Origin of the sequence: Nocardia sp. SYP-A9097, assembly GCF_009649815.1 — a bacterium.
In the GTDB taxonomy this organism is placed as follows: Bacteria; Actinomycetota; Actinomycetes; order Mycobacteriales; family Mycobacteriaceae; genus Nocardia.
The window spans coordinates 140,391-162,781 of sequence record NZ_WJIC01000006.1; the positions used below are offsets into that span (position 1 = coordinate 140,391).

Below are 22,391 nucleotides of genomic sequence, written 5' to 3' on the forward strand. Positions count from 1 at the left end.
ACCGGCCGAAAGAGCGCGGAGTGAACAGGGAGTCGCGCGCTTCCTACAGCGAACAGGCACACTAATGGCTGTGACAGCTCGAGTTGGGGCAGTGCATCTCGGCTGGGACGTGGTGTCCGTGGCCGCCGGTGGCGGCGGCGCGCCGATCCGTCCCATCCAGGTCGAGGGCACCTACACACCGCCCGCATACCTGCTCGCGGACGCGTCCGGCCGGTTGCACACCGCCGGCGTGGACCGGCGACCCGACGTCGGCATCGCCATCTCCGACGTCCGTGACATCCTCGGCCACCCGCAGATCGTGGTGGCGGGCGCGACCTGGCCCGCCGACCTGGTCTTCCGGGCCCGCATGCACAATCCGCTGGCCTCGGTCACCGAACATCTGGGCGGAACGCCCGATGTGCTGGCTGTACCCTTCCCGGACGAGTGGCCCGACCCCAAGGTGGATGAATTCATCCGGCTGGTCGAGCAACTCGGCGTGGTCGCCGAGGCGCTGCCCGAATCGGTGGCGTTGTCCGGATACCTCCGGGCACTCGGATTGGTGCGCGCCCCGGGGCGCGGGCCTGCCGTGGGAGCCACCGGGGTCTACTCCGATGGACGCGAATGCCTGGTCGTGGCCGTCGACGGTGACGACGAGGAGCCCACCGAATCGGTGAGCGTCCCCATCACCGCCGAGGCGCTGCACTCGGCGCGCGCCGCCGACAATGTGGTCATCGAGGTGATGGCCGCCGCCCGTGGCATCAACGCCGACACCTCCACCGTGCTGCTGGCCGGGAATGTCTGCTTCAACGATGCCCTGCGCCTGGCCTTCCAGAACCACCTCGGGCATCGCTTCCACGTCGCCGACCATCCGATGCACGCACTGGTTCTCGGTGCCACGCACCTGCTGGTCAATGACAGTGAACTCACCGCCGAGGCCATGGCCTCGCGGTCGGAAACCCAGGTCCCGCAACCGGGTTCGGCCATGCCACGGCACGCCGACCACGGCAGCCGAGGCGGACCTTCGACGGGCGAATATCCCCGGCACGGGCAGCCGCAAGGACCCACGGGCACGCCCGCGCAGTCCGGCCAATCCGCACAGCCCGGCGCACCCGTACAGGCGGGGATGCCCGGGTCGACCGGGATGTCCGTGGCCGCAGCCGAATCCGCCACCGGCGGAGCGGAAGCACGCCCGGTCGAGCAGGGCCCGCGAAAGGTTGTGCAGCCGAGCGACTCCGGTGCTCCGGGCACCGAATCCCCGCGCCTCGGGGGACCTTCCACCGGCCCGCAGCCTCGAATGGGCGCGCCGGTCGGCTCGCAAGCGGGGGCCGCTGCGCAACCCGCGGGCGCACCCGGCACCGGGTCGCGGCCTGGCGCGGATGCGGCTGCGGCCGGTGAAACGCGGCGTATGACAGCGGAAGATGTCGCACAGATTCCGACCGCCTCGCGCGGTGGATTGCCGCCCGGGCTGGCCGGTGTGGGTGGGCGTTTCACGCGGCCGCCGGGCACTCCGGCCGATGATCAGATGACGGCTGTCATGGGCCGTGGGCCGCAGACCGGCCAGGACGTTCCGGGTTACGGGCAGCAGTGGCCGTCCGGATCCGGCGGGCAGGGGAATCCCGCTGCCGGGCAACAGTATCCAGGCGGCCAGCAGCCCTCGGGTAGCGGCCAGCAGTATCCCGGTGGTGGACAGCAGCCCGCGGCCGGAGGGCAGAATGCCGGCGGGCAGCCGAACCCCGGTGGAGGACAGTCGAATACCCCGGTTGTGCAGTACGGGCCGGGATATGGCCCGCAGGGGCAGTCCGGTTATGGGCAGCAGGGCCAACCGCAGGGCTATGGCCAGTCCGGTCAAGGTGGTTACGGCCAACAGGGTTACGGGCAGGGCGGGTATGGCGGGCAGGGTGCGAACTTTGCCGGTCCTTCCGGAAACGCTCCTGGTCAGGCCGGTGCGATGTACGGTGGGTCGATGCCGCCGAGTGGGTCGCGTCAGTCGAATCCGCAGATGCCGGAAGACAGTGCCGGTCAGTCTGATTCAGAGTCCGGCGAGGGGGAGCACAAGCGCAAGGGCAAGCTGTGGAACAAGATGAAGGGCAAGCGTTTCGGCGCGCCCATCATCATCGGCATGGCCGCGCTCGGTGCCATAGGCATTCACGCCGACAGTGAGCCGATCGAACTGTCTGCGGCGACCAGCGATTTCAGCATCGGCGATGTGCTCGACACCCACCTGATCGATCAGGTGTGCGCCATCACCCCCTCGGCCTCCAATGCCCCGCGCCCCGGCGTCTCCGGAATCGACGATCCACAACACCTGGATTGCCTGACCCTGGGCACAGACACCCTCCGCTACACCATCCCCGGACCCGTCCGCGGCGTCGACCCGGGCCCGCCCCTGCAGATATAGCCGTCTGAAGAAACGCGCCAAGTTCGCGGCCCGTCCGGGTTCTGGACTGAGCGGAGGGAGGGAAGGTTCCGGACTCCCCAGGGCCGCGAACCCGCCCGGAGCGCAGCGGAGGGCGTAAAGTACTCTGTCTCGTTGGCGTTCGGTACAGCTGGGTTTTGCCTGGCTGTCGCACGAGTCCCGGGTCTCCACCAGCCGCCGGGGCCACTCGACCGAATACCTGGCTGGCACCACATACGACAGACAGGGAACGACTGTGCCTACGTACAGCCCGAAGGCGGGTGACGTGACCCGTAAGTGGTACGTCATCGACGCCACTGACGTAGTGCTCGGCCGTCTCGCCGTTCAGGCAGCGAACCTGCTGCGCGGCAAGACCAAGCCGACCTACGCTCCGCACGTCGATGGTGGCGACTTCGTCATCATCATCAACGCTGACAAGGTTGCCGTCTCCGGCAACAAGCGTGAGAACAAGTTCATCCACACCCACTCCGGGTTCCCGGGCGGACTCAAGTCCCGCTCCGTCGGCCAGATCCTCGACACCCGCCCCGACCGTCTGGTCGAGAAGGCCGTCAAGGGCATGATCCCGAAGAACAAGCTGGGTAACAGCATCGGCGGCAAGCTGAAGGTCTACGCAGGCCCGAACCACCCGCACGCCGCTCAGCAGCCCATTCCCTTCGAGATCAAGCAGGTTGCCCAGTGACCGCTCCTGAGGAATTCAACGACGACGAGTTCGTCGTGGAAGACACCACCGTCGAGGTCGTCGAGGAGGGTGACGGCTACGAGGCCGAGTACACCGCCGAGGAAGAGACCTTCGCACCGATTCTGATCGATCGTCCGATCCAGACCGTCGGCCGCCGCAAGGAAGCCGTCGTTCGCGTGCGCATGGTGCCGGGTACCGGCAACTTCGTGCTCAACGGTCGCACCATCGAGAACTACTTCCCGAACAAGGTGCACCAGCAGCTCGTCAAGTCGCCGCTGGTGACCGTCGAGCGTGTCGAGTCCTTCGACATCTTCGCCCGCCTCGTCGGCGGCGGCCCGTCCGGTCAGGCCGGCGCGCTGCGCCTGGCGATCGCGCGTGCGCTGATCGAGGTCACCCCGGAGGATCGTCCCGCCCTCAAGCGTGCCGGCTTCCTGACTCGTGACCCGCGTGCCACCGAGCGTAAGAAGTACGGCCTCAAGAAGGCCCGTAAGGCGCCTCAGTACTCGAAGCGCTGATTTTTCCGCCGTACGGCCCCACCGTGCCCGCCCCTCTCCGGGACGGGCACGGTACGGTCTACGCGGCAACCTGTACGAGAGCAGGCTCCCCGCAACGGTTTTCGCGAATCGTTGCTGTCTTTTCCCCGCGGCTGCATGCCGCCGCGGGGAGAGGGCCGGGTGCCTGCTCTCGTGCTGTATCTACCTATCAGGGGTGAGGTAATGGGACGTTTGTTCGGCACCGACGGAGTCCGCGGGCTCGCCAATGACTCGCTGAGTCCTGAACTTGCGCTTGCTGTCTCCGCTGCCGCCGCTCAGGTTTTGAGCCGTGGAAAGAAGCGCGCACTGGCCGTGGTGGGACGTGACCCGCGCGCGAGTGGCGAGATGCTGGAAGCGGCCGTCATCGCGGGCCTGACCTCCGCCGGCGTGGACGTGCTCTCCGTGGGCGTGCTGCCGACGCCCGCCGTCGCCTACCTGACCGGCGTCTACGACGCGTGCCTGGGCGTGATGATCTCCGCCTCGCACAACCCCATGCCCGACAACGGCATCAAGATCTTCGCGGCCGGCGGGCACAAGCTCGACGACGTCATCGAGGACCGCATCGAGGCCCTGATCGCCGAGGGCGGCTTCACCCGCCCCACCGGCGCGGGCGTCGGCCGCGTCCTCGGCAAGCCCGGCCAATTGTTCAGCGCGACAGACCAGTACAGCCTGGAAGGCACCCACGAACGCTATGTGGAGCATCTGGTGGAAGCCACCGGACGCGACCTGAGCGGCCTCACCGTCGTGGTCGACTGCGCACACGGCGCGGCCTCGGAAGTCGGCCCCGCCGCCCTGCGTGAAGCGGGCGCGACCGTCATCGCCATCAATGCCGCCCCCGACGGCCTGAACATCAACGAAGCCTGCGGCTCAACACATTTGGACAAGATCCAGCGTGCCGTCCGCGCACACGGCGGCGACCTCGGCCTGGCCCTGGACGGCGATGCCGACCGCTGCCTCGCGGTCGACGCCGACGGCAATGTGGTCGACGGCGACGCCATCATGGCCGTCATCGCCCTGGCCATGCGCGACTCCGGCGAACTAGCCGAGAACACCCTCGTCGCCACCGTCATGAGCAACCTCGGCCTGCACATCGCCATGCGCGACGCCGGAATCGCCATGCGCACCACCGCCGTCGGCGACCGCTACGTCCTGGAGGAACTCCGCCGCAGCGGCCTCAACCTCGGCGGCGAACAATCCGGCCACGTCGTCCTCCCCCAATTCGGCACCACCGGCGACGGCGTCCTCACCGGCCTGAAGCTCATGGCCCGCATGGCCGAAACCGGCCGCACCCTGGCCGATCTCGCGGCGGTAGTCCAAACCGTCCCCCAGGTCCTGGTGAACGTCCACGTCTCCGACAAGGCCGCGGTGGCATCCGCCCCCGAGGTCCTCGACGCGGTAGCCGAAGCCGAACGCCTCCTGGGCGACACCGGCCGAATCCTGCTCCGCCCCAGCGGAACCGAACAATTGGTGCGAGTCATGGTCGAAGCCACCGACCCCGGCCAGGCCCAGCGCCTCGCCGACGATCTCGCCAAACTCGTCGCCGCCGTCTGAGGCAAAACAAGAACAAACAAGACAAAAGACGCCAGGACGAGAAGAGACAAGAACCCTCGAAGACCTGGACGTGCGATCACCGGGAACTGAGCGTTGGCACATTCGGCGTGTCGCCCGCTCAGTTCCCGGTGATCGATTGTCCAGCTGGGGGATGGGGTGGTTTTGTCTTTTTCGTTGTGGTTCTGAAGGTGACCGCGGCCTGCCAGCCGGGCTGGGTCGCGAGTATTCGCGCCTGAGTGGGGAGCGAAGGTCGGGTACGGCAGGCGAGGTAACCACTCCGAAAAATCATGGCCCTCTTCCGAACCCCGCTGGAACGTGCTGTCCCGCTGGGTCTTCGGCTACGAAGGCCCCGGGTACCAGCCAACTATCATCCCATTCGACCGATTCCCCGGGAGAGACGCAATACGGATGTACTCACGCAGGCAAACGTCGAGTAGCCCGCTGCGTGAGTACATCCATGTTGCAGCACCCTGCCGGTCGGTAGAGGGATATACCCGGTATGGTCTATTCCTCGGTGAGTTTGCCCGCGTCGAGGTGCCAGCGGCGGGTAGCTCGGACGTTGTCGAGCATGCGGCGGTCGTGGGTCACCAATAGGACTGTGCCGGTGAAGGATTCGACTGCCTGCTCCAGTTGTTCGATAGCGGCCAGGTCGAGGTGGTTGGTGGGCTCGTCCAGGACCAGGAGGTTGACGCCTCGGGCTTGGAGCAAGGCCAGGGCCGCGCGGGTGCGTTCGCCGGGGGAGAGGGTGTCGTTGGGGCGCAGGACGTGTGGGCCGCGGAGGCCGAATTTAGCCAGTAGGGTGCGGGCTTCGGCTTCGGGCCAGTCCGGGATCTCGGCGCTGAAAGTGTCTGCGAGGGTGTCGGTTCCGCGGAAGAGGCCGCGGGCCTGATCGACCTCGCCGATGGCCACGCCCGAGCCGAGAGCCGCGGATCCGTTGTCCGGCCGGGCTTTTCCGAGCAGTAGGGACAGCAGGGTGGATTTGCCCGCGCCATTGGCTCCGGTCAGGACGATGCGGTCGCCGTAGTCGACCTGAACGGTGATCGGGCCGAGGGTGAATTCACCTCGGGTGACAGTGGCATCGGAGAGCGTCGCGACCACCGAACCGCTGCGGGGTGCGGCGGCGATGATCATGCGGAGTTCCCATTCCTTGCGGGGTTCCTCCACGGCGTCGAGGCGTTCGATACGGCGCACGGTCTGCTTGACCTTCGACGCCTGCTTCTCCGTTGCTTCGGCGCGGGCTTTGCGGCCCATTTTGTCGGAGTCCTGTTTGCTCTTGCGGCGGGCATTGCGGACGCCGTGTTCCATCCAATTGCGTTGCATGCCTGCGCGAGCCTCGAGTCCGGCCTTGGTGTCGGCGAACTCGTCGTAGGCTTCGCGGGCGTGCCGGCGGGCGATCTCGCGCTCCTCCAGATACGACTCGTAGCCGCCGTCATAGATGCCGACCTGCTGCTGTGCCAGATCGAGTTCCACAATGCGATTCACGGTGCGCGCCAGGAACTCTCGATCATGGCTGATCACCATGAGCGGTTCGCGGACGCCGTTGACGAACTGTTCGAGGCGGTCCAGGCCGTTCAGGTCGAGGTCGTTGGTCGGCTCGTCCAGCAGCAGAATGTCGAAGCGGGACAACAGGACCGAGGCCAGACCCGCTCGTGCCGCCTGGCCGCCGGAGAGGACCGTCATAAGGGTCTCCAGGCCGTGCGGGAGGCTCTCGCTCAGGCCGAGATCGGCGGACACCTCCTCGGCGCGCTGTTCCAGATCCGCGCCGCCGAGTGCGAGCCAGCGCTCCAGGGCGGGGGAGAACTCGTCCTCGCCGCCCTCGGCGAGGCGTTCGGCGGCCGCGTCCATGACGCGCTGGGCCTCGCCGACTCCGGTGCGGCGGCGCAGGAATTCCAGTACGGTCTCGCCCGCGATGCGTTCCGGCTCCTGGGCCAGATAGCCGACGGTCGCATCGGGTGGGCTGAGCGTGATCTCACCCTCCGGGGCGTTTCCGTCGGCCAGCATGCGCAGCAGGGTGGACTTTCCGGCGCCGTTCACCCCGACCAGGCCGATCACATCGCCGGGGGCCAGCACGAGATCGAGGTCTTCGAAGAGGGTGCGTTCGCCGTGTCCGGCAGCGAGTCCGCGCGCATGCAGAGTGGTGCTCACCTGCGCGATTCTGCCCTGCTCGGGGTTGCACCCTGACCCCGGCCCTACCGAAGTTCAGGGTCGGAATGGGTCGAGGGACCGATGCGCGGTGCGGTCGTCGCGCCGAAACTGGAGGTATGACTACACCGACCACCAAGCGTCTCACCCGTTCGAGCCAGGACAAGTGGATTGCCGGAGTCTGCGGCGGGCTCGCCGAATACTTCGGTATCAGTGCGGGTCTCGTCCGATTCCTGTTCGTGCTGTCCTGCCTGCTGCCCGGACCGCAGTTCGTGCTGTATCTGATTCTGTGGCTGATGATTCCGAAGCGTTGATGCCCTTGCACGTCTCGGTGAGTTGTCCACAGGGGGAGAGTTATCCACAATCGGTATGAAGCTGCTGCGTGGCCGATCCGCGGGTGACAGGATGGTAACCACGTCATCGCGGAGGAGCGCATATGGTCACATCGGGTGATCTGCCGGGCCTTGATCTGCCGAATCTCGACTCGCATTCCGAGCTCGGGTCGCTCGGGGCCATCGAGCTACAACATCCCACCCAGGATATCGACGGGGACGGCCTACTCGACACCGTGACCACCACCAGCGACCACGCCATGCACGTGTGGACGGATCTGGATCACGATGGTTACGCCGACCATGTCACCGTCGTGGACAGCGGGGGCGACTACTCCGCCTGGGAATTCCACCACCATCCGGACGGGTCCACCGAGTGGATTCGCACAGACGAAGGCCGCCTGGGCAAATAGCCGAACCAGGGGGTTTCGACAAGGGGGGATCGATGCCTGGATTCGACATGCTCGGCGTAGACCTCGACGCCCTGCACAACACCATCACCACACTGCGCACCTGCGCCGATACGTTGCAACAGCAGTCCCGTCGCATTACCGAGCACCCCTTCGGGCTCGGCAATGACGAAGCGGGCCGCAACTATTCGGCGCAAGGCGCAGCCATCCACGCAGGTCTCGAACGCATGGCCGCCTGCCTGCACCACTGGAGCGCCGGCACCGCGGCCACCGCCGACGTATTCGCCCACGCCGCAACCGAATACGAGCGGATCGATCGCGAACGCGCCGACGCGATCTCGGCGGTGCACCCATGACCTTCGACCCCGCCGGCAAATCGGTCGACCAGATCCTGGACTACGGTGCACCCGGACTGGAGTACTGGGAACACTTCCTGCCCCTGTACGCCAAGGCATTCGACCAGCATCGCGTGGTCGACCTGTCCGCGCTGCAAGCCGCCTACGACGAGCAGCGCGGCACCAACCTGGCCGAACTCGCCACGGCTACTACCGAACTGGCCAAGGCGCTCACCGCGGCCGAATCCCAATGGACCACCCAGTGGACGCTGGCCCAAACCCTCCCCACCACCTGGACCGGCCCCACCGGGGGCACGGCCCAAGCCGCCCTCATCACCCAATTACGCCGAGCCCGTGAAGATCTAGACGCCGCGCACACGGCGGCGACCGCACTGTCCGACCTGATCGACCCACTCCGCCGGGCCGTCGTCACCAAGGCCGAAGGCACCCTCGCACTCCTGCCGGAGACTTCAGGTGACGCAAGGAAACTCACCATAGGCGGCAAATCTCCCGAGGAAATCGACGCCATGATCGGCGACCGAGCCAACCCGTGGCTCACGGAGGTCTTCCGAGCCGACGTGGAACACAAACTCGACACCTTCACCGCAGCCTGCAAAACCGCCGACACCACCTTCGAATCCCACTACGCCACAGCCACAAAAGCCCTCAACCAAATCCTCGACCTCCCCTACCCGCAGCCCGCAAACCTCCCAGCTCCCGACCTCACACTCCCCACGCGAAAAACCCCGCCATCCACCCTCGACACCGGTGGCGCGGCGGCCCCCACCGTGCCGGTCCCAGGCTCCACCCAGCCTGTCCCGGAATCCGCACAACCCCACTCCCGTCCGCAATCCCTGCCGAACCCCGCGCCGGACACATCAACTCGCCCGCAGCAGGCACCCGCCACACCGTCCAATGGCAGTCCACAACCCCAAACCGCCCCCAGCTCCTCATCCGACGCCGCCCCGAGTCAGCCCGCCGGTTCGACCGAACCCGCCCCAACCGGGCCCGCCGCCGGTATACCCGCTGGCAGTGCCGCCCCACGCCAGTCCAATCCCACAACCTCAACGGACTCCACCACCGAAGGCGCCCAACCCGATTCGAACACCAACCCGCTCTCAGCCCTGGCCGACCTCCTCAAATCCCTCTTCGGCAGCCTCGACCTCGCCAGCCTCACTGACCTGCTCCATCCCTCGACCGATCCCGGCGGCGATCCCTCTACAACCGACCCGAACTCCACAACGGATCCCGTCCAGCCCGGCACAGACAAGGCCATGTCAGCACAACCGGTTGTGCCGCAACCGAATACAACCCCCGACAAGCTCACGCCACCGGAGTGCCCAGCGCCCGCAGGCAGCGCCCCGCCCAACTCGCCGGATAGCTCGAACCCGCACGGTTCCGATCAGTTGCCACCGGGCGAATGCCCAGCCCCCGCCACCACCGATAGCCAAATATCCGACGGGCAATGTGCACGGCCGCCGCGGGAATGCTCACCCCCGCCGGACGCGAATGGTCGGGGGCCGCAAGGCGAGTGCCAACCCGCTCCGGCCGACGCCACGCACTCACCCGGCGACGGAGGTCAACCCTCAACTGGCAAGTGCTCGACATTCGGCAGCGAGGCCGCACCGTCGACCGACGACCGCGCACCTGCGGACCAGTGCTCGCCACCGCCACCGGAATGTCCGGCGCAGCCGGTAGACGACCGAACGCTGCCCGGCCCACAGCCCGCCTTGCCCGGTAATGGCCAAGTCCCGCAGGGTGAATGCGTGCCCGCACCCGACAGCGGCCCGCCGCTAGCCGACCGCCCGGCACCCGGCGGCGAAGCTCCCGTTGCTCCCGGCAGCGAGATCCCGCCGACGCCCGACGGGACCGGACTCCCGCCCGAGAGCGCGGGTCTCACACCCGGCGGCGATCAGGCATCTCCCGGCAAGGGCGCGCCGCCGCTGCTCGAAAACCATGCGCCGGAGGACAATCCACCACTCGTCGACCACGGCGACGCCGCCGTCGAGATACCCGACTCGGGGGTCGAAATCCCGGAGCCCCCGCCGACCGGCGTCGAATAGCAGGCGGCCGTTCGCTATTCGGCACCTGATGTCGCAAGCCCGGCTTCGCGATGGGTCTCATGCCGGGTGATACGGGGCGGCTGGGTGCACTGCATCTCGGCATCGTCGGGCCTGGTGCACAGGGTATTTCGCGCGATAAGCCCGCGCGGCACAAGAGGTTCGGCCGCCGTGCTCTACGTGGCGATCCCACTCTCGAGATCCCCGACTCCGGGGTCGAAATCCCGGAGCCGACTGCTCTCGAATGATCAGCGGGGCGAGTTACTTTCGCAATGCTTGGACGAGTTGGAGGAGGGGGAGTTTTTGGGGTTCGGCGGATTCTTCCTCGATGGCTTCGGGGTCGACTGTTTCGGTGTGGGGGATGAGGGCTTCGGGGTCGGCGAAGGGTTTGTACTTCTTGTCGCCCAGGACCTGGTAGTTGAGGAAGCCGACGAGGAGGGCTCGGGTGAGGCGTTCGGTTTTGGGTTCATGCTTGCCCGCACCGAGGGCGGTCAGGGCGCGGCGGCCTTCGACCATGCCGTTGTGGGTGGCCTTGTCCACGGAGCGGAGGATGGCGGGGCCGCCCCAGGCCGCGGCCAGAGGGATTGCGTTGGAGCTCACCGAATCGAGATCGGCGGCACCGGCCAGGATCAGTGCGGGGGTGTCGATTCCGGGGGCGAGGGCCTCACCCGACGGGGCGGTGGGGGCGGGGTAAAGGGCGGCCACCGCGGCTACCTCACGTTGGGAGGCGGCGATGATCGCCGCGCCCGCGCCCATACCGTGGCCCGCCAAGGCCAGCTTGTCCGGGTGCACGCTGATATCGCCCGAACCCAGGCGCACCCCGGTGCAGATATCCAGGGTGGTTACCAGATCCGTCGCCAGGTTCAGATGCGAAGGGATCGGCCCGCGTTCGGTATCCGGCGCGGCCGCCACGTAACCCCACGACGCCACATGTTCGAGCAGTCGCCGGTAGTTCGCCGCCCCGGCCAGCCAGCCGTGACCGAACGCCACCGCGGGTAGGTTGAGCCCCTTCTCGGGCGTATAGACCACACCCGGCTGCCCGGCTATGCCGAGGTTGCCGCGCAGCACCGCGTGCGGGCCGCGGGCGGTCAAGGTGCTCAGGAGCGATTTCACAGACGCCGACACGACAGTGAACTTATCCGATCGCCGCGTCCTTGGGGCGTTCCGCCCGGTCCCGCGCGCACTCGGATTCGCGGACCGCTCCGGCCTCGGTAGGGTGGTGCCCCATGTGCGGAATCGTGGGGTACGTCGGGTACAGGGATGCCCTCGGCGTGGTGGTTGACGCGTTGCGCCGCATGGAATATCGCGGCTACGACTCCGCCGGTGTCGCCATTCTCGACGGCGCGGGCGGGCTCGCCGTCGAACGCAAAGCCGGTCGACTCGCCAATCTGGAGGCCGAACTCGGCGAAACCGGCATCGACCGATTCACCGGTACGACCGGTATGGGCCACACCCGCTGGGCCACACACGGCGCGCCGACCGATCGCAACGCGCACCCGCATCGGGACGCGAACGCGCGGGTCGCGGTGGTGCACAACGGCATCATCGAGAACTTCGTGCCACTGCGGCGCGAACTCGAGGACGCCGGAGTCGAACTCGGCAGCGATACCGACACCGAGGTGGCGGTGCATCTCGTGGCGCGCGCCTACGCCTCCGGCGATACCGCAGGGGATTTCATCGCCTCCGCGCTCGCGGTGGTGCGTCGCCTCGAAGGCGCGTTCACCCTGGTGTTCGCGCACGCCGACCACCCCGGCACCATCATCGCCGCCCGCCGCAACACCCCGCTCGTGGTCGGAGTCGGCCGGGGCGAGATGTTCCTCGCCTCCGATGTCACCGCCTTCATCGAATACACCCGGGAAGCCGTGGAACTCGGCCAGGATCAGGCCGTCGTCATCACCGCCGACACCTACGCCGTCACCGATTTCGACGGCAATACCGCGGGCGTGCGCACCCGCCCCTTCACCATCGACTGGGATCTCGCCGCCGCCGAGAAGGGCGGCCACGACTACTTCATGCTCAAGGAGATCGAGGAGCAGCCCGCCGGTGTCGCCGACACGCTGATCGGACACTTCCTCGACGGCCGCATCGTGCTGGACGAACAGCGCCTCACCGATCAGGAACTACGCGAATTCGACAAGGTGTTCGTGGTCGCCTGCGGCAGTTCGTATCACGCGGGCCTGCTCGCCAAATACGCCATCGAACACTGGACCCGACTGCCCGTCGAGGTCGAACTCGCCAGCGAATTCCGTTACCGCGACCCGGTTCTGGACCGCTCCACCCTGGTCGTCGCCATCTCCCAATCCGGCGAAACCGCCGACACCCTCGAAGCCGTGCGGCACGCCAAGGATCAGAAGGCGCGAGTCCTGGCCATCTGCAATACCAATGGCGCGCAGATCCCCCGTGAATCCGATGCCGTGCTCTACACCCGCACCGGGCCGGAGATCGGCGTCGCCTCCACCAAGGCATTCCTCGCGCAGATCACCGCCAACTACCTGGTCGGCCTCGCGCTCGCACAGGCTCGCGGCACCAAATACCCCGACGAGGTCGCTCGCGAATTCGCCGAACTCGAGGGCATGCCCAAACTCGTGGCCCGCGTACTGGAATCAGGCGATCGGATCCGCGCCCTCGCCCGCGAACTCGCGCACGTGTCCACCGTGCTGTTCCTCGGCCGCCACGTCGGCTACCCCGTCGCCCTCGAAGGCGCCTTGAAGCTCAAGGAATTGGCGTACATCCACGCAGAGGGCTTCGCGGCGGGCGAACTCAAACACGGCCCCATCGCGCTCATCGAAGAGGGCCTGCCCGTCTTCGTGGTGATGCCGTCGCCGAAGAGCCGCGCGGTCCTGCATTCGAAGCTGCTCAGCAATATCCGCGAAATCCAGGCCCGTGGCGCCCGCACCATCGTCATCGCCGAGGAAGGCGACGACACCGTCCGTCCCTTCGCCGACCACCTCATCGAAATCCCGGCTTGCCCAACCCTTTTCCAACCCCTGCTGGCAACGGTCCCGCTGCAGATCTTCGCCGCCGAGGTAGCCCAGGCCCGAGGCTACGACGTGGACAAACCCCGCAACCTCGCCAAATCCGTCACCGTCGAATAGCCCACCCATGGTTGGTGTGCCGTCGCCCAGCCGAAATACGTTGCCGCACCGGCGGTGTGGATCCCGGCCATAAACGCGCCGGGATGACGGATCCGCGCCACAGATGACGGGACGTGGCGGACCAGCCCGCTTCGATATCGGACAACCCTTATATAGGCTGTTCGATCCTCAGACGGGCTGTCCCGTCATCGAATTGGGGCGGGGCGCTACTCGACGGTGACCGTGCCCTTCATGTCCGGGTGCAGGGGGCAGAGGTAGCGGTAGGTGCCGGGGGTGGTGAAGGTGTAGCTCCACTCGCCGGAGTGGATGATCGGGCTGTTGATGCCGATGGCGGTATCGCCGATGCCCTGCACGGCGTGCGGGGCCTTGTCGGAGAACTTCCAGGTGACCTTGTCGCCCGCCTTGACCGTGAGCGTGGCGGGCGAGAACTTCATGTCTTTCACTTCGACCGTGACACTGGCAGGCTGGCGCGGACCGGACGGCACCGCGGCCGAACTCGAAGCGGCCACAGTCGTACTGGGCGCAGCCGACTTCGGCGAATCCGAACCACACCCGCTCGCGACCAGCACCCCCGCAATAGCGGTCACGACCAGCAGAACACGAGCAGACGAGTAGCGGATCGGCATGCCCGCCAGCGTAACCCCCACCATTTGCGGGCAATTCGCAGGTGGTCGCCCGCCCGGAACGCGCCGCCGAACCCCGCTGCCACGGCACGGCGAGTACCCGCGGCGTGCGCTGCGAGGCAGCTGCTCGACAGACAGGGCGTAGTCTGCATTCGTCGTAGGCAGGTGGGGGTCGGCCCCTCGGAAACTCGCTGGCGCGGGAGGCGAACGATGGACGATTCGGCGTTGCGCGGGTACTTCACGGGTGATGAGGTGCGGGCGGCGGAGGCCGAGCTGTTCACTCGGGTTCCAGCTGGAATGCCCATGCGGCGTGCGGCTTTCGGGCTCGCCGAGGTGGTGATTCGGGAACTGCGGGAACGGACCGGGGGAGTGGCGGGGCGGTCGGTGACACTGCTCGTCGGGTCCGGAGACAACGGCGGGGACGCATTGTGGGCCGGAGCATTCCTGCGGCGGCGCGGCGTCGCGGTGAATGCGGTGCTGCTGTCCCCCGAGCGCGCACATTCCGCCGGACTCGCCGCCCTGCGCAAGGCCGGCGGGCGAGTGCTCACCGAAATCGCCGGTGGGAGTCCACGCTCCGAGATGTCGGGTGCGGACGTCGAGGTCGCTGGTGGGCGGGTGCGCGCCGAGATGGCTGGCGAGTCCGCAGAGAAGGTCGGTGGGGATCGGCGTGCTGAGGCGGGCCCCGACCTTGTCATCGATGGAATCGTCGGTATCTCCGGGCGTGGAGCGCTGCGCCCCGATGCCGCGAGAATTGTTGCCGGCGTGCGGGTTCCGATTATCGCCGCCGATCTTCCCAGCGGTGTGGACCCGGATACCGGTGCGGTCACCGGGCCGGCCGTGCGGGCCGCGGTCACCGTGGCGTTCGGTGCGTACAAGCGGGTGCACGCGCTTGCCGCGCCCTATTGTGGGCGAATTGAGTTGGTGCCCATCGGATTACGCCTTCCCGAGCCGAATCTCGCTGCGCTGGAGCCGGAGTCGATAGGCGCGGGTTGGCCCGTTCCGCGGTCGACCGACGACAAGTACACGCAGGGGGTCACCGGCATCTGTGCGGGCAGTTCCACCTATCCGGGCGCGGCGATCCTGTGCACCGGCGGGGCGGTGGCCGCCACCTCCGGCATGGTTCGCTACGCGGGGACCGGGGCCGCCCAGGTACTGGCCCATTTCCCGGAAGTTGTTGCCGCCCCCTCGATTTCGGAGACCGGTCGGGTCCAGTCCTGGGTCTTCGGTCCCGGTGCGGGCACCGATCCGGCCGCCCGCGACCGCCTCGCCGAAATCCTCGCCACCGACCTTCCGGTAGTCGTGGACGCGGACGGTCTCACCCTGCTGGCCGCCGACCCCGGCCTCCTCACCGGTCGCGCGGCTGCCACTGTCCTCACTCCGCACGCAGGCGAATTCGCCCGCCTGACCGGCTCCGACCCCGCTCCCGACCGAGTCGCCGCGGTCCGCAAGCTCGCCGACTCCTGGCAGGTGACCGTCCTGTTGAAGGGCCGCGCCACCCTCATCGCGAGCCCCGGCCGCCCCGTCCTGGTCAATGAGGCGGGCGGCTCCTGGGCCGCCACCGCGGGCTCCGGCGATGTCCTCTCCGGCATTCTCGCGGCCCTGCTCGCCGCAGGCCGCGATCCGGCCTGGTCGGCCGCGGCCGCCGCCCGCGTCCACTCTCTCGCCGCCAACCTCGCCGCACATGCGAATACCGCTGCGGGCGCGCCTATTTCGGCCACGCCCCTGCTGCATCACATCCGCGCGGCGATCGGCACACTGCGCGAGCTGTCCGACCGCTGAAGCCGGTGGTCGGTGCCGTACTGGTCGCGGGCGGCATCCGCTATCCGGATAACTGGGGGCTCAATAATTCGGAGTGACCGCGGCGTGCAGGGCAGCCCGCCCCGCCGCGACAATGGGATGTTCCGCGGTCCCTCGGCGATAGGCGAGGCGAGTGCGCCGCCGCGTCGGCAACGGGGTCAGGATGACTCCCGCCGGCACCGACAACGCACCCAGATCGGGTACGAGCGCCACACCCTGACCGGCGGCAACCAGCGCGAGCACCGCGCCGAAATCATCCGCGTGATGGCGGATACGCGGCGTGAATCCGGCCGCCCGGCACGCGCGGACGGTCATGGTGTGGCACAGCGTGCCCGAGGTACCCGCGATCCACGGCGAATCCCGGTGCACGGCAAGAGCTTCCGGACCGACGATTGACGACGAAGATGCAGCGGTGGCCTGCATGGTCGCAGCCTCGGAAGGCGGGTTCGGGGCGGCGAGGTGAATCGTCTCGGTCAGCAGTGGCTCGGTGTCGAGCCCGGGTTCGGGATCCATCGGGACGTAGTCGTACTCCTGCACCAGGGCGATATCGAGGGTCTCGGCGCGTAGGGCCGCGGGCGCGGCGGCCGGATCCAGTTCTGTCACAAGCAGTTCCAGGTGCGGGTGTGCGCGACTGAGACTGACCAGGGCAGGGGAGAGGATGGTGCGGACCGCTGTCGGGAAGGCTCCGATGCGCAGGGTGCCGGTGAGTTCGGTTCTGGCCGTAGCCAATTCGGCGGTCGCCTGAGCGAGAGTGGCCAGCATGGTCTCGGTGTGTTCGACCAGGCGCAGGGCCGCCGGAGTGAGCGTGACACTGCGGCCGGTGCGCTCCAGCAGCGCGATACCCGTCTCCCGCTCCAGCGCGGTGAGCTGCTGCGACACCGCGGACGGGGTGTACGACAGCGCCTCGGCGACCGCCGCGATCGTCTTGCGGTGCGCGAGTTCGCGGAGCAGGCGCAGGCGGCGCAGATCGAGCATCAGCACATCTTATGCTCGGCGGCAGAAACGTGAAATAGACGTGACGGTCCGCGCCGGACAGGCTGACACCATGACACTCACAGGGTTGTTCGTGCCGCTGATCACCCCGTTCACCGCGACCGGCGAGATCGCCGCGTCGGCACTCGAAGGACTCGCCCACGAGGTCCTGGATGCGGGCGCGACCGGCATAGTCGCACTCGGTACCACCGGCGAACCGGACATGCTCACCGCCGGTGAACGCCGCCGCGTACTCGATATCTGCGCGAATGTCTGTGCCGAACGTCAGGTTCCGCTGATCGCCGCCGCCGGATCGAATATCACCGCGAGTTCGGTACGGGACCTGCGCACCCTCGATTCCCGAATCACGGCCGCACTCACCGTGGTCCCGTACTACCTGCGCCCCTCCGAAGCCGGTGTGGTGGAACACTTCCGGCAGCTCGCCGCGGCCAGCCCGGTCCCACTGGTGATCTACCACATCCCGTACCGCACCGGCCGCCCGCTCGGCGCCGAAACCCTCTGCCGCATAGCCGAATTGCCGAATGTCGCGGGCTTCAAATACACCGCGGGCGGCATCGACGACGAAACCATCGCCTTCATGAGTCGCGCCGCCGACCACACCGCGATCCTCGCCGGCGACGACCTCTACGCCGCCCCGCTGCTCGCCCTGGGCGCCACCGGAGCCATCCTGGCCTGCGCGAATATCGCCCCCGCCGCCTACACCGACCTCATCTCCGCCTGGCAATCCGGCCCGCTCGACCGAGCCCGCCGCATCGGCAACGCCCTCGCCCCCTTGGCCTCCGCCCTCTTCGTCGAACCCAATCCGACTGTCATCAAAGGAGTCCTGGCCGCCCAAGGCCGAATCCCCACCCCCGCAGTCCGCCTCCCCCTACTCCCCGCCTCGCAGCAATCCATCGAAGCCGCCCTCACCGCCCTAACCCTCACCCACGCCAACTGACCGCCCGCCGAGTGTGCACTCATGGCGGCGGTTCGGACATATCTCCGCCACCAGTGCACACTCGCGGCCTCGCCCCTGCCCGGTGCGCACTCGCGGCCCCCAGCACATCGATTGGTGATGAGTGCGCACTCGCGCCCCGGCCGCCGAGTGCCGAGTGTGCACTGGTGGCGGTGATTCGGGCATATCTCCGCCATGAGTGCACAGTCGTGTGCGGCCGGGTGTGACGGGAGTCGCGTGGGTGGGGATGGCAGGATCGGACGGGTGAACAACCCCGATCCGCAGGTGGAGACCCTCGTCGATCTCGATGCCATTGCCCACAATGTGCGAATTCTGGCCGAGCACGCCGGGGACGCGGCGGTCATGGTGGTCGTGAAGGCGGACGGGTACAACCACGGGGCGGTCGAGGTCGGCAAGGCGGCGCTCGCGGCGGGGGCGCGGGAGTTGGGTGTGACCACTGTCGAGGAGGCGGTGGCGTTGCGTGCGGCGGGGATCACCGCGCCGATTCTGTGCTGGCTCAATACTTCCGATACCGATTACGCGAGCGCGATTGCCGCCGATATCGAGATCGCGGTGTCCTCGGTGCGGCATCTGGAGGCGGTCGCGGTGGCCGCGCGGCAGCTGGATCGAATGGCGATCGTCACGCTGAAAGTCGATACCGGGCTCAATCGCAACGGTGTCTCATCGATCGAATACCCGCAGGTACTGGCTCTGCTTCGGGAGCTGGTCGACAATCGGACGGTCCGTTTCCGCGCCATCTTCTCCCATCTCGCACACGCGGATTCACCGCACCATCCGACCATCGACATCCAGCGCGACCGCTTCCTGGAATTCATCGCCGAGGCGAAAGATCAGGGGCTGCAACCGGAATTGGTGCATCTGGCCAATTCCGCCGCGACCCTCACCCGCCCGGATCTGGCCTTCGACATGGTGCGCCCGGGTATCGCCGTCTACGGACTCTCCCCGATTCCGGAGATCTCCGACTTCGGTCTGCGCCCGGCCATGACCTTCCGCGCCAGGGTCGCCCTGGTGAAACAGGTCGCCGCGGGTGAAGGCGTCTCCTACGGGCACGAGTGGATCGCCCCGCACGACACCACCGTCGCCCTCATCCCCGCCGGATACGCCGACGGCGTGCCCCGCACCCTCGGCGGTCGCTTCGATGTGTGGCTGGGCGGCGAGCGCAGACCCAATATCGGGCGCGTCTGCATGGACCAGCTCGTGGTCGACCTCGGCGACAACGCGGCCGGAGTACGGGAGGGCGACACCGCCATCCTCTTCGGCGGCCAAGCCGGTGTCCCGCACCCGCAGGAGTGGGCCGACACCCTCGGCACCATCCACTACGAAATCGTCTGCTCCCCACGCGGCCGCGTCGTACGCAGTTACACCGGCGACGCGCGATGACCAATATGCGCACCCTGCCCACCGTCGAGGACACCGAAGCCCTCGGCCGTGAACTCGCCGCGCAACTGCAACCCGGTGATCTGGTCGTCCTGGACGGACCGCTCGGCGCGGGCAAAACCGCGCTCACCCGCGGCATCGCGGCGGGCCTCGGTGTCGAAGGTCGCGTCAGCTCACCGACTTTCATCATCGCCCGCCAACATCGCGCCGGTTCCGATCCGCGCTCCATCGCCCTCGTGCATGTCGACGCCTACCGCCTCGGCGGCGATCTCGACGAACTGGACGCCCTCGACCTCGACACCGATCTGCACGATGCCGTGGTCGTCGTCGAATGGGGTCTCGGCGTCGTCGAACACTTGGCCGACCGCCACCTGCGCGTCCTGCTCCGCCGCGAATTCGACTCCGACATCCGCACCGCCGAATGGGAGTGGGTCTCCGCCGACTGAATGGGTGCAGGCAGGGACGGCATCGAGTGGCCTCGACCACCCGGTATCGTTAACGCAATCATGCTTGTACTGGCTGTCGACACCTCGACCCCTGCCGTGACGGCGGGACTGGTGGAACTGGAACCGGCGGACGAGGGAACAATCGCACCTCGCATCACCACGCTCACCTCCAAGGTGACCGTGGACGCACGCGCGCACAATGAGGTGTTGACCCCGCACATCCTGGCCTGCCTCGCCGCATCCGGGCGCACCCGAGCCGAGATCGACGCCGTCGTCACCGGCATCGGACCCGGACCCTTCACCGGACTGCGCGTCGGTATGGCCACCGCCGCCGCCTTCGGCGACGCACTCGGAGTGCCGGTCTACGGCGTCTGCAGCCTGGACGCGATCGCCGCCGACACCGAGAGCTACCTGAAAACCCCCGCCGAACCGGTGGAGCTGCTCGTCGTCACCGATGCCCGCCGCCGCGAGGTGTACTGGGCGCGCTACCGCGCCGAGGGCCGCGTCGAAGGACCCGAGGTGAGCAAACCCGCCGACCTCGACCCGGGCACCGCCACCGTGATCGCCGGATCCGCCTCGCACGTCGACTACTTCGACCTGCCCGTGCTGCCCGTCGAAACCCCGTCCCCCTACGGGTTGGTACGCGTCGCCGCCCGCGACATCCTCGCCGGCGTCACCCCCGAACCACTGGTCCCGCTCTACCTGCGCCGCCCCGACGCGGTCGAACGCAGCTATGCGCAGGTGGGCCGATGACCATCCGCATCCAACCGATGCGGCCGGCCGATGCCGTGCGCTGCGCCGAGCTCGAACAGGTCCTGTTCCCCGAAGACGATCCCTGGCACGAGGTCTCGTTCCTGTCCGAACTGGCCGCCTCACACAACCGGTACATCACCGCGCGCGACGAGGACGAGCGCATGATCGGATACGCCGGAATCGCCCTGCTCGGCACCGACGATCAGCCCGAAGCCGAAATCCACACCATCGGCGTCGACCCCGAACTGCATCGCGGCGGCGTCGGCACCCGACTGCTGCTCGCCATGCTCGCCGAGGCCGGACGCCGCGGCGGACCCGTCTTCCTCGAAGTCCGCACCGACAACACCCCCGCCATCGCCATGTACGAGAAGCACGGCTTCCACATCATCGGCCTGCGGAAGAACTACTACCAGCCCAGCGGCGCCGACGCGTACACCATGCGCAAGCCCGCCATGGCCGGGTACACCCAGGACGCCGGGTTCCCGGAGGACACAGAGGTCTTGTCATGATCGTCATGGGTATCGAAAGCTCCTGCGACGAAACGGGAGTCGGCATCGTGCGCCGATTGCCCGACGGCAGTTGCGAATTGCTCGCCGACGAGGTCGCCTCCAGCGTCGACCAGCATGCGCGCTTCGGTGGTGTGGTGCCCGAAATCGCTTCGCGCGCACACCTCGAGGCGATTGTGCCCGCCATGCGCCGGGCGCTCGCCGCCGCCGATATCGAGAAGCCGGACGCGCTCGCCGTCACCATCGGACCTGGACTCGCCGGTGCACTGCTGGTCGGCGTCGCGGCGGCGAAAGCCTATGCGGCAGCGTGGGATATCCCGTTCTACGCACTCAATCACCTCGGCGGACACGTCGCCGTCGACACCCTCGAGCATGGGCCGATGCCGCCCGCGGTCGCGCTGCTCGTCTCGGGCGGCCACACGCATCTGCTGAAGGTCACCGATCTGGCACAGCCGATCGTCGAACTCGGCAGCACCGTCGACGACGCCGCCGGTGAAGCCTTCGACAAGGTGGCCCGCCTGCTCGGCCTCGGCTATCCGGGCGGACCCGTGCTGGATGCCATTGCCGCCGAAGGTGATCCGCACGCCATCGCCTTCCCGCGCGGTATGACCGGCCCCCGCGACCCGCGCTACGACTTCTCCTTCTCCGGCCTGAAAACCTCGGTGGCCCGCTATGTCGAAGCCGCCCAGCGCGACGGCCGTGACCTCCCCATCCCGGATATCGCCGCCTCCTTTCAGGAAGCCGTCGCCGACGTCCTCACCATGAAAGCCGTCCGTGCGGTCGAGGACAGTGGCACCAACACCCTCGTTCTCGGCGGCGGCGCGACCGCCAATTCCCGCATCCGCTCCATGGCCGAAGAGCGTTGCACCGCAGCCGGAATCACCCTCCGCATCCCCAAACCCCGCCTCTGCACCGACAACGGCGTCATGATCGCCACCCTCGGCGCCCACGTAATCGCAGGCGGCGCAACCCCTTCCGCCCTGACGGTCGCCACCGATCCGGGCCTCCCCGTCTCCACCAGCCAACTCTGACCCACCACCAGCCGCGTCATAGCCGCGCTCAGCCGTGAATCCACCAGGGCCAGGGTGCGGTCGACAGCACTGACAAGGCCAGGCCGGCGGCGGCTACCAGTCCGAGCAGCACATTCTTGATTCGCATCCGCACTCCCGTCACTCGGGGTTGTTCCCCGCAGCGACGGTATCGGCGGCCGAATTCGCCCTCCAGCCAATGCTTCCCACGCCCCGGGAAACCGGGGCGGGGGCGATTCGGGCATATCACCGCCGTAGCTGCACGCTCGGGCTCGGCGTGACATGGGAAGTCCAGGGGCAGGGGCACTCTCAGCAGCTGTGCACCTAGTGGTGTGGGAGCCGAATATGACTCAGCCGCCATGAAGCGGCGTTGCTTCGAGG

21 protein-coding genes are annotated in these 22,391 nt (G+C 67.8%); 17 read left to right on the forward strand and 4 right to left on the reverse strand.

Features of this window, described 5'->3' with window-relative positions; all coding sequences use genetic code 11:
* Positions 1-70 precede the first annotated feature (70 nt).
* From GFY24_RS41995 to glmM, 4 genes are all read left to right on the forward strand, one after another.
* The gene (locus tag GFY24_RS41995; protein ID WP_228566334.1) at positions 71-2,377 is read left to right on the forward strand and encodes a hypothetical protein; all 2,307 of its coding nucleotides are present in this window, start codon (positions 71-73) and stop codon (positions 2,375-2,377) included.
* Positions 2,378-2,630: 253 nt separating this feature from the next.
* A complete protein-coding gene (gene rplM / locus GFY24_RS14950; RefSeq protein WP_309230865.1) occupies positions 2,631-3,074 on the forward strand; it encodes a 50S ribosomal protein L13 in 444 nt (147 codons plus the stop codon).
* Positions 3,071-3,589 (forward strand): 30S ribosomal protein S9, encoded by a 519-nt coding sequence (gene rpsI / locus GFY24_RS14955; RefSeq protein ID WP_309230866.1) that lies wholly within the window; start codon positions 3,071-3,073, stop codon positions 3,587-3,589. The genes rplM and rpsI overlap by 4 nt, the downstream gene beginning before the upstream one ends.
* Positions 3,590-3,790: 201 nt before the next feature.
* Complete coding sequence (glmM, locus tag GFY24_RS14960) at positions 3,791-5,158, forward strand: phosphoglucosamine mutase (RefSeq protein WP_153805659.1); 1,368 nt, start codon at positions 3,791-3,793, stop codon at positions 5,156-5,158.
* A 504-nt stretch (positions 5,159-5,662) separates the two neighbouring features.
* Here glmM and GFY24_RS14965 read toward each other — a convergent pair.
* Positions 5,663-7,303: an ABC-F family ATP-binding cassette domain-containing protein gene (locus GFY24_RS14965; RefSeq protein WP_309230867.1), complete on the reverse strand. Its 1,641-nt coding sequence runs from the start codon at positions 7,301-7,303 to the stop codon at positions 5,663-5,665.
* Between the two features lie 116 nt (positions 7,304-7,419).
* On the opposite strand from GFY24_RS14965, the gene GFY24_RS14970 reads away from it, so the two are divergent.
* The 4 genes from GFY24_RS14970 (at position 7,420) to GFY24_RS14985 (ending at position 10,440) form a co-directional block, all read left to right on the forward strand.
* Positions 7,420-7,614 (forward strand): PspC domain-containing protein, encoded by a 195-nt coding sequence (locus tag GFY24_RS14970; protein WP_153805660.1) that lies wholly within the window; start codon positions 7,420-7,422, stop codon positions 7,612-7,614.
* 122 nt (positions 7,615-7,736) lie between these two features.
* Positions 7,737-8,045, forward strand: coding sequence for a DUF6802 family protein (locus tag GFY24_RS14975; protein ID WP_153805661.1), 309 nt, complete (start codon positions 7,737-7,739; stop codon positions 8,043-8,045).
* 32 nt (positions 8,046-8,077) lie between these two features.
* The gene (locus GFY24_RS14980; RefSeq protein WP_153805662.1) at positions 8,078-8,398 is read left to right on the forward strand and encodes a hypothetical protein; all 321 of its coding nucleotides are present in this window, start codon (positions 8,078-8,080) and stop codon (positions 8,396-8,398) included.
* Complete coding sequence (locus GFY24_RS14985; protein ID WP_153805663.1) at positions 8,395-10,440, forward strand: hypothetical protein; 2,046 nt, start codon at positions 8,395-8,397, stop codon at positions 10,438-10,440. The genes GFY24_RS14980 and GFY24_RS14985 overlap by 4 nt, the downstream gene beginning before the upstream one ends.
* A gap of 258 nt (positions 10,441-10,698) precedes the next feature.
* Here GFY24_RS14985 and GFY24_RS14990 read toward each other — a convergent pair whose 3' ends face one another.
* Entirely contained in the window at positions 10,699-11,562 is an 864-nt protein-coding gene (locus GFY24_RS14990) for a dienelactone hydrolase family protein (RefSeq protein ID WP_309230868.1), read from the reverse strand.
* Between the two features lie 101 nt (positions 11,563-11,663).
* Between GFY24_RS14990 and glmS the strand changes: the two genes are divergently transcribed.
* Positions 11,664-13,532: a glutamine--fructose-6-phosphate transaminase (isomerizing) gene (gene glmS / locus GFY24_RS14995; RefSeq protein ID WP_153805664.1), complete on the forward strand. Its 1,869-nt coding sequence runs from the start codon at positions 11,664-11,666 to the stop codon at positions 13,530-13,532.
* Between the two features lie 206 nt (positions 13,533-13,738).
* On the opposite strand, the gene GFY24_RS42000 is transcribed toward glmS, so the two are convergent.
* Positions 13,739-13,966: a plastocyanin/azurin family copper-binding protein gene (locus GFY24_RS42000; protein ID WP_228566335.1), complete on the reverse strand. Its 228-nt coding sequence runs from the start codon at positions 13,964-13,966 to the stop codon at positions 13,739-13,741.
* Between GFY24_RS42000 and GFY24_RS42005 the strand changes: the two genes are divergently transcribed.
* Positions 13,965-14,147: a hypothetical protein gene (locus tag GFY24_RS42005; protein ID WP_228566336.1), complete on the forward strand. Its 183-nt coding sequence runs from the start codon at positions 13,965-13,967 to the stop codon at positions 14,145-14,147. The two genes, GFY24_RS42000 and GFY24_RS42005, sit on opposite strands and share 2 nt — an antisense overlap.
* 218 nt (positions 14,148-14,365) lie before the next feature.
* Positions 14,366-15,934: an NAD(P)H-hydrate dehydratase gene (locus GFY24_RS15005; protein ID WP_153805666.1), complete on the forward strand. Its 1,569-nt coding sequence runs from the start codon at positions 14,366-14,368 to the stop codon at positions 15,932-15,934.
* A gap of 60 nt (positions 15,935-15,994) precedes the next feature.
* Here GFY24_RS15005 and GFY24_RS15010 read toward each other — a convergent pair whose 3' ends face one another.
* Entirely contained in the window at positions 15,995-16,927 is a 933-nt protein-coding gene (locus tag GFY24_RS15010) for a LysR family transcriptional regulator (protein ID WP_153805667.1), read from the reverse strand.
* Between the two features lie 70 nt (positions 16,928-16,997).
* Between GFY24_RS15010 and dapA the strand changes: the two genes are divergently transcribed.
* From dapA to tsaD, 6 genes are all read left to right on the forward strand, one after another.
* The gene (gene dapA / locus GFY24_RS15015; protein WP_153805668.1) at positions 16,998-17,882 is read left to right on the forward strand and encodes a 4-hydroxy-tetrahydrodipicolinate synthase; all 885 of its coding nucleotides are present in this window, start codon (positions 16,998-17,000) and stop codon (positions 17,880-17,882) included.
* 261 nt (positions 17,883-18,143) lie between these two features.
* A complete protein-coding gene (gene alr / locus GFY24_RS15020) occupies positions 18,144-19,280 on the forward strand; it encodes an alanine racemase (RefSeq protein ID WP_309230869.1) in 1,137 nt (378 codons plus the stop codon).
* Positions 19,277-19,723, forward strand: a complete 447-nt coding sequence (gene tsaE, locus GFY24_RS15025; protein ID WP_153805670.1) for a tRNA (adenosine(37)-N6)-threonylcarbamoyltransferase complex ATPase subunit type 1 TsaE — start codon at positions 19,277-19,279, stop codon at positions 19,721-19,723. The genes alr and tsaE overlap by 4 nt, the downstream gene beginning before the upstream one ends.
* Before the next feature lie 60 nt (positions 19,724-19,783).
* The gene (tsaB, locus tag GFY24_RS15030; protein ID WP_153805671.1) at positions 19,784-20,476 is read left to right on the forward strand and encodes a tRNA (adenosine(37)-N6)-threonylcarbamoyltransferase complex dimerization subunit type 1 TsaB; all 693 of its coding nucleotides are present in this window, start codon (positions 19,784-19,786) and stop codon (positions 20,474-20,476) included.
* Positions 20,473-20,985 carry a ribosomal protein S18-alanine N-acetyltransferase gene (gene rimI, locus GFY24_RS15035; RefSeq protein ID WP_153805672.1) on the forward strand — a complete coding sequence of 171 codons (513 nt, stop codon included), beginning with the start codon at positions 20,473-20,475 and terminating at the stop codon, positions 20,983-20,985. The genes tsaB and rimI overlap by 4 nt, the downstream gene beginning before the upstream one ends.
* Entirely contained in the window at positions 20,982-22,013 is a 1,032-nt protein-coding gene (gene tsaD, locus GFY24_RS15040) for a tRNA (adenosine(37)-N6)-threonylcarbamoyltransferase complex transferase subunit TsaD (RefSeq protein ID WP_153805673.1), read from the forward strand. The genes rimI and tsaD overlap by 4 nt, the downstream gene beginning before the upstream one ends.
* The last annotated feature ends 378 nt before the right edge of the window (positions 22,014-22,391 follow it).